Below are 13023 nucleotides of genomic sequence, written 5' to 3'. Positions count from 1 at the left end.
ATATGAAAGTTCCCAATTTAGAAAAAAGAACTCTTTATAACTTAGTACAAGAAGGAAGACGGCTATATGGTGATCTTCCAGTTCAAAGTTATAAAGATGGCAAAAAAATTTATTCTGATATTAGTTATAATGAATTTGTTTCTTCGGTGGAAAGTTTATCCAGGGGCCTACTTTACTTAAATGCAAACTCTGGAGATAGAATTGGGATTATAGCTGATGTAGGCCATCAATGGTTACAAGTAAGTATGGCGATTACAAATATTGGATGTGTGGATGTTCCCAGAGGAACGGATGCTACTTTCGACGATATTGCATATATTTTAGCTCATGCAAACTGTAAAATTGTCTTTATTGAAAACGAAAAAACATTTCTAAAGTTTTTGCCTGAATTAAAAAAATTAAAAATCGAAACTATTATTTTATTTGGGGAAAATCGAAGTGAAAATACTGAGTTAGGTTTTCCAATTTTAAATTTTTCTGAATTGAAGAGAGCTGGAGTTTCTATTAGTGATGATAAGTTTCATTCGAGAGGTAAAAAAATTCAGGAAGAAGATTTAGCTACCATCATTTATACTTCGGGTACAACAGGAAAACCAAAAGGTGTCATGTTAACACATGGAAGCATACTTTTCGAAATTCATTCTCTAGTAGCTGAATTTCGAAAAACAGGTGTAAGTGTTGGTGAAGGTGATGTAACATTGGGATTTCTTCCACCTTGGCACAGCGGCGAAAGAATTTTTGAAACAATTTGTTTTTATTCTGGTATCAAAATTGCTTTTACAACAGTCGCCGAGTTAGGAAAAGATTTAGCAAAAGCAAAACCAACGATTTTATTTACCGTTCCTCGTGTATGGGAAAGTTTTTATGATAAAATCAGGGATAGCATTAACAAAAGCAATATCTTCAAAAAGTACTTTTTGAAATTACTTGTTTGGAACTCCGTTAATTTTTCTATTTGTTATGACCTTGCCTTTGATAAAATTCCGAGGTTAAACTCACCAAAAACAAATATTCAATTTCTTTCTCAAGTTTTTCATTTTATAAAACTAGTGATGTATCTTCCCTTGCTTCCTATTTCAAAATTAATCTTATCAAAAATATTATCTGTATTAGGTGGTAGATTGCGTTATGCTTTTGCGGGTGCTGGAGCACTACAAGCTGAAGTAGATCGTTTTATGTATGCGATCGGAATGCCAATTTTAGAAGTCTACGGAATGACAGAAAATTCAGGTGTCTCCACTATAAGGCATTATAATGATTTTTCAGTGGGTAATGTTGGGAAACCTATTGAAGGAGTAACTATCAAACTCATTGATGAATATGGAAAAGAAATCACAAAACCTGGAATCAAGGGTGTAGCACTCCATCATGGATTTCATAATATGAAAGGCTACTATTTAGAGGAGGAAAAAACAAAAGCCGTTTTAACTGCTGATCGTTGGTTAAATTCAGGAGACTTACTTGTTTATACAGCTCAAGGTTCACTTAAGTTTGCTGGTAGAGCAAAAGATACAATTGTTCTCTCTGGCGGTGAAAATGTGGAACCAGAACCAATTGAGATTTGTTTAAAGCAAAGCGAGTATATAGAGCAAGCAGTTGTTGTAGGACAAGATAAAAAAACATTATCCGTTTTAATTCTCTTAAATCTTGAAAAAGTCCAATCCTACTTAAATTTACATTCAATATCTTTGGATTTGAATCACAGTATCTACAATGAAGAAGAAAATTTGCAAAAATTAATCAAAGAAGAAGTGAAGAAGTATATTTCAGATAAAAATGGATTCAAATCGTTCGAAAGAATTTCAAATATTTACATCTTACAAAATCCTTTTGTAGTGCATGATGAATTAACCCAAACACAAAAAGTTAAACGGAATAGAGTTCAAGAAAAGTATCACAATGAAATTGAATCTATGTATCGTAAATAGGGAGAATTTCAGTGCAAACTTATAAATCTTGGAATATAAGTATAGAAGATCGAATCGCAACAATTACATTGCAAACCAATGATTTGAATGTGATGAATATGGATTCTCTTTTTGAACTAAAGAAAATTAGTAAAGAACTGGATGAAAATCAAAATGTCTGGGTCATCATTTTGCAGGGTGCTGGAAAACATTTTTCTTCAGGTGTTAACATTGACATCTTAAACAAAGTGACTGAAATTAATTCTGAAGAATTTAAACATCACATGAGAGAAATGCAAAGTTGTTTTACAGCATTTGAAAATATCAAAAAGCCAACAATTGCCAAATTACAAGGATTTTGTATGGGTGGTGGTTTTATGTTGAGTTTATGCTGCGATTTTAGAATTGCTAGTGAAAAATCAGTATTTTCAATTCCGCTTGTTAAACTAGGTTTAACAGTACTTATGGGAACGAATCGGATTACTCGTAATGCTGGCGTGGCAGCAACAAATGAATTGGTTATGTTAGGTGAAAAATTTAACCCAGAAAAAGCATTACAACTTAACTTGGTCACTAAAGTAGTGTCTCCTGATAATTTGGAAGACTCTGTGAAACAATTTGCAAATAAGTTTAAATCTTTACCTCCTAAAACAATTTCTATTACGAAACAAATTATTCAACAGGGAGATAAAATTCCTTTAGACCAAAGTTTGGAATTAGAAATCGAATTACAATCTCAGATTTTAGATTCTTCAGATTTAAAAGAAGCTTTAGATAGTTTTACGAATCAGCGCAAACCTGTTTTTACTGGTAACTAACAATGAATATTGAGTCTCTCTGGCAGAATGGAAAAGTAACAGTCAATCGAATCAGAATGGTTCTCTTTTTTGTATTTTTCTCAGCTCTACTGGGAGCAAAAGATAGTATGCCCCAAACAATGTTTGCGATACACCTTTCGGGAACTTTGGTTATGGGTTTTTATGCGACTGTCTGTTATCTTTGGATAAAAATGGGAAATCCACCAAATTGGTTTCATAAATTAATTATCCTTTTAGATATAGGATTTCATTTGATCAATACATCTATTGACTGCAGTATGGGTCCATTAGAAGCAAAGTCTGCTTTAAATAACACTGCAGTGCTTCTCGTTGTGTATTTTTATTTAATATACTCTGGATTTCTAGGAAATCCTAATTTTGTATTGTTTAATGGATGTTTGGCGGGTGTGGGTGTATTTTTGTCGTACTTTATATCTATCTCTTATGGTGGACTAATTCCGACTGAAGATCCAACACTTTATATCCAACCAGGATATGTTGGAACTTCTGCTGAAATTATAAAAGGAATATTTATCATTGTAAGTGGCGTATTACTTTCAAGGCTTATTGCACTTTTGATTCAAATCAGCGATAAAGGAATAGAGAAAGCAAAAGAATCAGAGGATTTATTTCAAAAGTCAATCGTTCAAAAGAAAATGGTCCAAGGAGCAGCAATCAGCTTAGAATCTTCGATTCATAGTTGTGGAAACTATATTTCTAAAACGGCAGAAAGATTAGAATCCCAAGCTGCATCTCTAGAACAAGTTACAGCAATCAACACAGAACTGTTTTCTTCTTTTGAATCAAATGCTAAGATCATCAATGACCAAAATATTAAAATATCAGGTTTATTTTCTGGATCGAACGAGCTAGATCAATTAGTTAAAACGATCAGTGAGATCAATCAGGAATTAATTTTATTAGCGAATGAAAATAAAAAAGATATAAAAGAAATTGCAACGGTCTCTCATAGAACCAGTGAGTACTTAACTTCAATTAAATCCTCATTTGATAAAGTAGATGAAATCAATCAAATTGTCGCTGAAATCGGTGAGAAGACTAATCTACTTGCGTTGAATGCTTCGATTGAAGCGGCTCGTGCTGGGGATGTAGGCAAGGGATTTGCGGTTGTCGCGAGCGAAGTAAGCAAACTTGCCGACTTTACTGCGACAAATGCAAAAATAATTTCGGAAGTTGTAGGGAATTCTCGAAAGTTTATTTTTAACGCCGCAGATGTTTCCACCCAAACAGGGAAATTAACAACAAATCAAATTCAAAAATTAGAAATAACAACAGAGAAAGTTAGTTATATGCATGAGCTATTTGAAAAACAAAAGGGAATTATTTTTGATACTTTGGCTCGTTTGAATGAGATAAATGATTTATCTTCACAAATATCACTTAGTACGAAAGAGCAAATTTCGGGACAAACTGAAGTGAATAAAGGAATCCTATCCTTAGAAGATGAAGTGAGTCAAATATCGGATGCATCCAGAAACTTGGAGCAGTACGTAGAACAAATTAGATTTCAATCCCAAGAGTTATTGACTTTAAGCAACTCCTAGTATAAAATTTTGTTTTTTGGAGAACATTTATGTTTCAAATCAAATCACAACTGCTAATCTTTTTTGGAATTTTTCTCATAAGTTTTGGCATATTCAATTGTTCTAATACACCATTGGAACCAGACCAAATCGTTGACCAACACGGAAAAACCATCACGTTAATTCCAGAACCCGGACTTAATCGTACTGATCAAAAAGAAATCAAAAACCCAATCCCACTTTTATTAGCCGATGGAAAACTAAATGTTTCGGGTTGGGCTAGATACCCTTATTTTCAAATTGATGAATCCTTTATAAAGGCAGAGCCAAAACGATATAAACGTTGGGAACATTATACATTTTATAACGAAAAATTTGGTGGTGCCGTAACCATTACGGACATTGGAAATTTGGCAATGGGTAGCATTGAACTTTTAGAGTTCTCTACTGGCAAAGTTCTCTTTTCCAAAACTGAATTAGTAAGACCTGGTGAGATATTTTTTCCTACGAATACAATAGATCCAATCGAATTCAAAAAAGGGGATCAGTACATTCGTATTACTAAATTAAAAGGCAAAAGAGTCATAGAATATTCTATCAATGGCGATTCTAATTCTGCATTTATTAAAGGAAATTTAGAGTTGGAAGAAAAAGCTCCAGAGGCACTCGCTGTGATTACTCCTTTTTCTGAATCAACTTTTTTCTATGAATACAAAATGCCTAGTTTGCTTTGTAAAGGTTCTATCGAACATAACAATATCAGTTATGAATTTAGTGATAAGAGTTATGCAGTATTAGATTGGGGAAGAGGAACTTGGCCAGAAAAAAACAAATGGCTGTGGGCAGCGGGTGCAGGTCTAGTTGATGGTGAGTTACTTAGCTTAAATTTAGGTTATGGTTTTGGAATTCCAAACAATGCTACCGAGAATGGAATCGTTTATAAAGGAAAGGTTCATAAACTTGATAAAGTTACTTGGAAGTACGACGTAACAGATTATAAAAAACCTTGGAAGTTTATCAGTAACGAAGGACGTTTGGAACTCGAATTCACACCGGTTTACCTTTTACATTCAGACATTGACTTAATGGGAATGATTGGTTTCTTAAAACAATTATACCAAAACTTTACCTTCTCCGAAATATTGGAACTTCTTAAGACGGAAGCTTATTTAAATAAAGCATTTGGACATTACAACGGTTATGTTGTTTTGGACAATGGAACAAAATTAATTGTAAAAGATCTTGCTGGTTTTGCTGAGCAAATGTACCAGCAGTGGTAATTTACAACTTGTAGTTTCTTAGTGTTTCTAATCTGATTGTGCTTAAAATCACAATCAGAGTGAGGGTACCTCCAGCCGTGATGACAGCTGTGTCTATTGGCAAATTTACTAAAAGAAGTCCGGAAATGAGACCAGATAAAGCAGGTATTACCTGACTTGTGATTGTATATAAACTTACTAGTCTACCTCTATATTCTGTAGTCACTTCGGATTGTAAGATAGCAACGATTAAACTAATACTAGCACCGGCTCCAAATCCACTAAATAGTAAAAATAAAACAGATAGCCAAACAATATTACTAAACCCAATCCCTAAAAGCCCCAAACCACAAAATAACCCTGCTAAGAGTATCATTTTTCCGTAACCAATGTGTTTTGCAAGTTTCAACGAAACTCCTCCACCAATTAACAATGCAATGGCGAGTCCTCCCAAAAAAAATCCTCTTTCCAATTCTCCAAGTTGCAAAATCCCTTTGGCATACCGGGGCATCATTACTTGAACCGGACCCATCGAACAGTAAATGATAATCGAAAAAAGTAAAGTTTGTTTAAGGAGCGGATGATTTTTCGCATAAGAGACTCCACGCAGAATTCGATCCCAAGCAGAAGAAGATTTACCGAGACCGTCTGTTTGAATTCCTAAAAGGAGGACCATTGCTATAAAAAATAAACTAATTCCAGTTAAATGAACCATCTCCCAGGAATGAATTTTTCGACAAAAGGCAAGGATTGGCGGTGCCGCTCCAAATCCAAGCATGACAAGGATATTGAAAACTACTGCTAACTTTACTTGGCGGTCTCCGGCAAGTCTTCCTAGAAGGGACATACGTGCGGGAGCAAGAACTGACCAACCTATTCCTGCAAAAGCTGCGCCAAGTAAATAAATGATCACGGCTAATTCTCCTTCCATTCGAGAGGAAAGATGTAACAAACCAAGAGAAACTAAAAAGGATACATGGGCACCCTGTGCTAATTTTTGTGGCGAATAAGAATCACACCAAGCACCCGCAAACCAACCAAGAAAGAGAGGTACACCAAAACACAAACCAAAGCCGAAACCAGCAAGAGCATCTGCATTCCAAACATCTTGTGCATATAAAATGACACTATAGTTTGTTAGGTGTCCGGCCAAAAATCCCAAAAAGGAGGCAGCCAAAAATCTTACAATTTGTCCTTGGTTATAGTTTGTGATTGAATTCATTTTGATTGTTTAATTTCCATAAGTGTTGGTTGTCCATCTTCAATATGCCAACTTGGGAAGGCACCATTACAAGTGTAGGCTTTTCCATCTGGACCAAATTCTACATCTCTTGTAAAAGTAACTTTTCGACTCATCGGATACACTTTCCATTCTTCTGTTTTGATATCCATTGCCATAATATTGTCTGAGGAAGTACCATTCACCCAAACTAAATTTCTGGGTCTATCTACATTAAGAGAATAGGGAGTTTCTACTCCATCTACGGCAGTTGGTAAAGGATACATTTTAAATTTACCATCTTCTGGTGTGTACTTAGCAATGGAACCTTCAGGAAAAGCGGAAATCCAAATATGGTCGTCTTTATCAATTCTTAGGCGGCGTGGTCCTTGGAACGGAGTTTCGATTAATTTAAAACTATCATCTTTTGGATTGATGACACCAATTGTATCAGCGTGTAATCGAGTGAACCAAACTGTTCCATTGGGTGCGATATCAATTCCGTAAGGAAGAGGCATTCCACTCACTCGTTCATCCACAGGAAGTAGGTGCATTGGAAATCCCCAGTTCATCAACTTCACAATGAATCCACTGATCCATAAACTAAAACTTTCCTTTTTGGTTCTAGCAGGTAAGTCATAATTTTTAAATGAATTTTTTTTACGATCAAACATTCCTACTTGATTCGATAGAGCCAAAGTAAACCAAACTCGATCTTCGTCATCTATACGAACTGTGTGTGGATACAATCCATCTGCAAACATATGGTCAGTAAATTTTTTTGTAATTGGATCAAACTCTGTAATTCTTTTTTGTAAGGATGGAGTGATGAATATATGTCCATCCACTGGAGACTCTGCCAGGGAATGAAGTCCTACATAAGTTTCATGTTTTTGGAAAGAACGTAACCTTCCGGGAAGTAGACCTCCGAGTTCGTCTTCCGGCTGTTTTGGAACTTTATATACAACCGTTTTACCTGTGTTAGGATCAATTTCCCAAAGTCGGTCTTGAATATTATCACCCACGTATACAAGCCCTGTTTTTTTATGATACAAAAGATCATGCATTTGAGAAAAACTATCACCCATTGGCCATTCTCGGATCACAGCACCGTACAATTCTTTTCCCCAAGTACGGCCTGGTTTTACGCGTTCCGGATGTTTGAGTAGATCTACATAAGCGTTTGAGAGTATTGCTGGGAGTTTCTTTTTTGCTTTGCCATGTGGCCTTGCTCCATATCCCATCATTCGATTGATGATATCTTCCCAATCACCTTCTGAGAATGCCCGGCGCATAAAAAAACTTCCTTGTTGGTGGCAAAACCCACATTGTTCCATGTAAGTTTTTCTTAGGTCTTTATCTTCACCAAAATCTAATGCCGCAACCCAACTATTGGATGGGTATTGACTTACGAGAAGATTGATATCCATAACTTTCTCCATTCGAAAGGACTGGAAGGAACCAGAGGAAAAGGCCCTTAGGTTTTGATCTTTGTATCCAATTTTTCGTAAGCGAATGACTACAGAAGGTGCATAGGGAAAGGGAACTTGGATCTTTCCATTGGAATTAGTAAACATAGTCACTTCTGGCGTTATGGTAAATACTAAACCTTCTGGCGGATATCCATGATCATCTCTTGGGGGTACTTGTGGTTTTTCGGCTTTGACAGTAACCATAACAAGATCTAATGGTTTTCCGGAAGTATCTTTCACTTCGATCTCAATGGCAAATAACGGAACACAGACGATAAAAATGAATAAGAGGAAAATTCTAGTTTTCATGATAAGGAACTCCTTTAGCTTTTAAATATTGAATGAACGTTTCTTTGGATGTGAATTTTGGAATGTATCCAAATTCAGTTTTTAGCTTTTTGTTGGATAAGACGGGTCTGTATCTTAAAAAATCAATTTGATCAGGGCCATATTGTGTTAGGCGGAACATTCTTAAAAGAAAGAGAACTGACTGTAATAAAAACGCAGGAATTGCCAAATACGGTTTTCTGATCATAGAACTAATTTCTTTTAAAGTCATTGCTCCATCTCCCGCGAGATTGAACTGCCCCTCTTTTTTTTCTAAAATACCTTTAATGATGATTTGGATGACATCTTCATCCCAAATAAATACAAAAGGACTTAAATGTCCGAAAACACCCATAACGAATGGTTTGCGAAACATATCAGTGATTAGGTTATTTACGGTAGATCCTAAAATGGTTCCAGGTCTTAAAATCAGTTGTTTCAATCCAGGATGTTGGTTTCGATAACTAAGAAGAAGTTCTTCTACTTCTTTTTTGTGTCTAGAATAAACAAAGGCAGAATGACCACGGATGGGATCTGATTCTTCTATCCAATCTCGATTGTCTTTGTGATAGCCGTAGGCGGCTCCAGAACTTGTTATGATTATTTGTTCTGTTTTAGAAATTACAGCACCATCTAACACATTCCTTGTGCCTTCCACATCAATTTTAAATTGGATTTCTTCACTCATTCCTGGTGGTGGATTCAAAATGGAAGCTAAATGCACTATGGAATTAGGTTTCCATTTTTGAATCAGTGAAATCACTTCTTCTTTTTTAGTGATGTCCAAATTTTGAAATTCGACATTGGAAAAGTTTTCTAATCCCTTTAATGGTTTGATATCTGTTGTAAAAATTTTCCAATCTGGATAGGTTTTTGTTATATGTTGGATGAGCGAGGTGCCAATGTATCCAGCACCTCCGGTAATAAATACTCTCAACTTAATTTCCTTCGATAGGTGAAAACTTTCGCCAATACAAAACTAATAAAAGTCCTGAAACAATATGCCAAATTCCCCAAAATGCTGCCACCAAAGCCATGTTTGGTTCCGCTTGAAATTGTGTTAATATAAGCCCAAGTGCAAGACCTGAGTTTTGCATTCCCACTTCGATAGTAATGGCACGACGGTTGTAAGGGTCTTGGCGAAAAACTCTAGCGATTAGATTCCCGATGACAAGGGCCACTAAATTATGAAAAACAACAATCAGAAAAATGAATCCCATATTGTCTAAAAATACCTTCCAGTTTCCCCCAACGGCAACAAGGACAAACACAAGAAAAGCAAAGGAAGAAACCCTTTTGAAAAACGGAGTGATTTTATGTGCGGTCCCCGTTGCATAATTTCCAATTAACATTCCAAGAGTTAAGGGAATTAAAAGTAAAATAACTAAACCTTTGATGATGGCGATACTATCAATATGAAGTTCTCCCGTTCCAGAGATCAATGCCTGAGTGACTGGATTCAAATTTGCCGTAATCGTAAAGTTTAGTGGTAAAGTAATAATGGCAAAAGCACTAGAGACAGTTGTCATACTCACGGAGAGTGCTGTATTTCCGCGCGCTAAATGAGTGATGATATTGGATAAATTACCGCCAGGACTTGCGGCAACTAACAACATTCCTAACTCGATTCCTGCAGGCAAATCAAGTAATAGTGTAATCAGTAAAGTAATCCAGGGTAAAAAAATGGTCTGGCCAATAAGACCTGCTAGTACCGAGATCGGACGTTGTAATACTGCTTTAAAAGCTATAAACCTAAGTTCTAAGGCAACACCGAAGATCATTAGCGCCAAAACAAGGCCTAAAACGATTTGGTAGTCGTTATTATAATTCATTCTCATTCATTCCTAAAGAATTAAATAGATCCAATAAAGAACGCGAATTTGCATTCAGTATGTTCGCAAGACGATATCTTCTTCTATGGAAGATCCAATTCTATCTTTTTTTGAGGGAAATGAAAGTGAGAGCTAAGTTATTTCTGAACACTAACTTCTTTTCTTTATAGAACAATTTCTAAATGAAGTTAAGAACCTTACAAAATTCACAAAAGGATAGCGATTTTATCCTTTTGTGAAGGGAAGTTCGAATTAAATATTAGTTAAGAAACATTTAAAATCCAGATGCGTGAATTGCCGATTTCGTACACGGGTTGTTATTTGGATCACAAGTAAACATTTTAAATGTGAACAAATCATTTGGATTTGGTCTTTGTGATGTTGAACCAAAATTAGTTCCACTCGCAAATCCTAAATCTGAACAAGAAGAGGTAGAAACTGCATACTTTTTCACATTCGTATTAAGGGCACCACCAGCTCCACCGGGTGGAGTGTTGAAATAAGCTGTGGAATCAATATTTCCTCCGTTTAGTTGGAATGTATCATAACAAGTTCCTGTATAGGAGCCACCAAGATCGGCCACTTCCATTACCACTAAAGATTTATTTCGATCCGGCACATTGTTTAATAAATTGTTAATCACAAGTGAGGAAATTTCATCCCGATTCTGTTCTTTGGATTGGCAATTGCCAACAAAAATTAAAACAAAGACCATAAATAACAATCGTTTCATTTGATTTAGATTCATATAGAGTTCCTCTTAATTTGGTCTATAACTGTAAGCTTCAGGAGAAACAACTCCGGTCCAAAAGTTTGCCTGTAATTGTAGGTAAACTCTTCTATCATCAATCGGCATTGCATTTCCCGTGTTCGGATTCACATCAAACTGGTTGCCTAGGACTTGGTAATACAGTTGGGCTTTAAAATGATGTTTGTCACCGAACAAGTTCAATCCTGCCCAATACACTCGTAATGAGTCGGTTGGATCTATCCTTCCGTTTCGGTTAAAATCACCTTGTATGTATTCATACTTCAAAACTGGCATAATGTAGTATTTATCAAAAATGGGGATGTTATAACCAATCGTTCCATGATATCCAAATAAATCATTGGAAGCGGCACCACCAAATTTAGTATAGGCGCCCGATAGATAAAAACCCTTATAAGTGAAAGTACTATCATAAGTATGACCAATCAGTCCCATCTTAGGTCGACCTATTGTAGGAACAGAGTTTTGAACTAAAAAATTAGGGTATCCATTCGCATCTAAACTTCCACGATCGGGGTTGGAACCTTGTGCTGTTAACAATTGGATTCCACTTGTAGTTCCAGGTGTATATTCAGGAACATAGAGAGCAGGTGTGATTAAATTCTGTGTTTGTACGTAACCTGCACCCACAGACCATTTTAATTCACGTTGAAATATTTCTTCTCCTTCTTGCCAATTTACCATCTTTCCATCAGACTCTCGTTTTAGGCCACCAAACACATTCACTTGTGCCCTTGCATAATAAATAGGAGAAGTATTTACAGCACCGTATCGATTTGCGGTAGTTAGATCTTGCCTTCTTCCCGTTCCGTAATCTCCACCACCACCTTTTCCGTTACCAACCATCAGTGAAAGTTGTAAGTATCTTTCCCATTTATGATCAATTTCTTTGAGTGGAGTGGCTTGAAGCATGACACCGTTATCAAATTGAGGAATTGCATTCACAATCATACTGCGTTCTAATGTCACAAAATTGGCAGACGATTGTAGATACTCTCTACTAAATTGAGTTGGTAATTGCCCGAAAACAAATCGTAACCCACCATAAGGAATTTTTGCGTAAGCAAAGGCTTCGTGAATGTATCCACGATTGTCTTTCAATCTTGTATTTGTCACATAACTAGTAGTAGCTGGTTTTCCATTTGCATCCAAATAATTTAATGTGCTCGTGGTTTGAACCACATCAGGTCTGTTCAACATGTTTTCTAAACGAAGTTGGATGTTTGCACCCCACCAATCGTTTTCATATTGTGCCCCCAATCGTAACCTTCGGAAGTTCCAATCCACTGTATTAAAATCCCGATGTCCGTTATTAAAAAGAGAGTCTTGTGATCCTGAAACTCCTCGAAATTGCATCCGACCAGTAATCGTTAATTTTTCTTTGGCAGTATCATCAGGTCTATGAGCAAAAGCATCGGGCAGAGTGGTTGTATTTCCAGAAAGGGGGCGGTTGTACTCCACCTTCACTCGGTTGGCACCAGGTTTTGTAAAAATTTGACCCGATTCTGTATCTTCATAAAGATCTCGGTATACTTTCGCTTGTGGTTCTTTTGATTCTATTTTATGTTCTTTGGCTTCTGTTGGGTTTGTTCCCACCTGACCCACTTCCTTGGCTTGTGAAGGTTCTGGTTCGGCAGAAACAACCTTAACTAAGAGTAGGATGGCCAAAATAGCTTTTGAGATAGTCTTCATTCTTTTTGGTTACGACTGATTTGGATTTATTACAAACGGAAGGGACTCATCCGTTTCAATGTTTCAGTCTAGTTACAAACGTATTGAAGTACTGTTGGGATTGGATGACAGAAATGTTACGAAATGATTACAGGGGCCAGAAAGCCGTGCTTTTTGTACTTTTTTTTAACAAAAACCGGGTTTA

General features: G+C 36.2%; 10 protein-coding genes. 4 read left to right on the top strand and 6 right to left on the bottom strand.

Annotation, left to right across the window (positions count from 1 at the left end; genetic code table 11):
• Nucleotides 1-2 precede the first annotated feature (2 nt).
• From ND811_RS01600 to ND811_RS01585, 4 genes are read left to right on the top strand one after another with little or no spacing between them, the layout of a single operon-like run.
• Nucleotides 3-1928 (top strand): AMP-dependent synthetase/ligase, encoded by a 1926-nt coding sequence (locus tag ND811_RS01600; RefSeq protein WP_265350673.1) that lies wholly within the window; start codon nucleotides 3-5, stop codon nucleotides 1926-1928.
• Nucleotides 1929-1939: 11 nt separating this feature from the next.
• Nucleotides 1940-2725, top strand: a complete 786-nt coding sequence (locus tag ND811_RS01595) for an enoyl-CoA hydratase/isomerase family protein (RefSeq protein ID WP_265350674.1) — start codon at nucleotides 1940-1942, stop codon at nucleotides 2723-2725.
• Nucleotides 2726-2727: 2 nt separating this feature from the next.
• Nucleotides 2728-4290 (top strand): methyl-accepting chemotaxis protein, encoded by a 1563-nt coding sequence (locus ND811_RS01590; RefSeq protein WP_265350675.1) that lies wholly within the window; start codon nucleotides 2728-2730, stop codon nucleotides 4288-4290.
• 29 nt (nucleotides 4291-4319) lie between these two features.
• Entirely contained in the window at nucleotides 4320-5549 is a 1230-nt protein-coding gene (locus tag ND811_RS01585) for a DUF2804 domain-containing protein (RefSeq protein ID WP_265350676.1), read from the top strand.
• Between the two features lies 1 nt (nucleotide 5550).
• Here ND811_RS01585 and ND811_RS01580 read toward each other — a convergent pair whose 3' ends face one another.
• The 6 genes from ND811_RS01580 to ND811_RS01555 all read right to left on the bottom strand — a co-directional run bounded on the left by ND811_RS01580 (nucleotide 5551) and on the right by ND811_RS01555 (nucleotide 12839).
• Nucleotides 5551-6750 (bottom strand): MFS transporter, encoded by a 1200-nt coding sequence (locus ND811_RS01580; protein ID WP_265350677.1) that lies wholly within the window; start codon nucleotides 6748-6750, stop codon nucleotides 5551-5553.
• On the bottom strand, nucleotides 6747-8528 hold the full coding sequence (locus tag ND811_RS01575; protein ID WP_265350678.1) for a Vgb family protein: 1782 nt from the start codon (nucleotides 8526-8528) through the stop codon (nucleotides 6747-6749). The genes ND811_RS01580 and ND811_RS01575 overlap by 4 nt, the downstream gene beginning before the upstream one ends.
• Nucleotides 8518-9483, bottom strand: a complete 966-nt coding sequence (locus ND811_RS01570; protein WP_265350679.1) for an NAD-dependent epimerase/dehydratase family protein — start codon at nucleotides 9481-9483, stop codon at nucleotides 8518-8520. The genes ND811_RS01575 and ND811_RS01570 overlap by 11 nt, the downstream gene beginning before the upstream one ends.
• A 1-nt stretch (nucleotide 9484) precedes the next feature.
• Nucleotides 9485-10378: a bile acid:sodium symporter family protein gene (locus ND811_RS01565; protein WP_265350680.1), complete on the bottom strand. Its 894-nt coding sequence runs from the start codon at nucleotides 10376-10378 to the stop codon at nucleotides 9485-9487.
• Between the two features lie 274 nt (nucleotides 10379-10652).
• Nucleotides 10653-11126, bottom strand: coding sequence for an LA_3150 family lipoprotein (locus ND811_RS01560; RefSeq protein ID WP_265350681.1), 474 nt, complete (start codon nucleotides 11124-11126; stop codon nucleotides 10653-10655).
• 12 nt (nucleotides 11127-11138) lie between these two features.
• Nucleotides 11139-12839: a porin gene (locus ND811_RS01555; protein ID WP_265350682.1), complete on the bottom strand. Its 1701-nt coding sequence runs from the start codon at nucleotides 12837-12839 to the stop codon at nucleotides 11139-11141.
• Nucleotides 12840-13023 lie beyond the last annotated feature (184 nt).

The organism is Leptospira soteropolitanensis (assembly GCF_026151655.1).
In the GTDB taxonomy this organism is placed as follows: Bacteria; Spirochaetota; Leptospiria; order Leptospirales; family Leptospiraceae; genus Leptospira_A; species Leptospira_A soteropolitanensis.
Note: the sequence above shows the minus strand (reverse complement) of the source record. Positions and strands in the feature narration are given on the sequence as shown.

Bases quoted from the DNA above. Each gene is read 5' to 3' on its own strand.
- ND811_RS01600 (WP_265350673.1), top strand. From the start codon at position 3: ATGAAAGTTCCCAATTTAGAAAAAAGAACTCTTTATAACTTAGTACAA.
- ND811_RS01590 (WP_265350675.1), top strand. From the start codon at position 2,728: ATGAATATTGAGTCTCTCTGGCAGAATGGAAAAGTAACAGTCAATCGA.
- ND811_RS01585 (WP_265350676.1), top strand. From the start codon at position 4,320: ATGTTTCAAATCAAATCACAACTGCTAATCTTTTTTGGAATTTTTCTC.
- ND811_RS01580 (WP_265350677.1), bottom strand. From the start codon at position 6,750: ATGAATTCAATCACAAACTATAACCAAGGACAAATTGTAAGATTTTTG.
- ND811_RS01575 (WP_265350678.1), bottom strand. From the start codon at position 8,528: ATGAAAACTAGAATTTTCCTCTTATTCATTTTTATCGTCTGTGTTCCG.
- ND811_RS01565 (WP_265350680.1), bottom strand. From the start codon at position 10,378: ATGAATTATAATAACGACTACCAAATCGTTTTAGGCCTTGTTTTGGCG.
- ND811_RS01560 (WP_265350681.1), bottom strand. From the start codon at position 11,126: ATGAATCTAAATCAAATGAAACGATTGTTATTTATGGTCTTTGTTTTA.
- ND811_RS01555 (WP_265350682.1), bottom strand. From the start codon at position 12,839: ATGAAGACTATCTCAAAAGCTATTTTGGCCATCCTACTCTTAGTTAAG.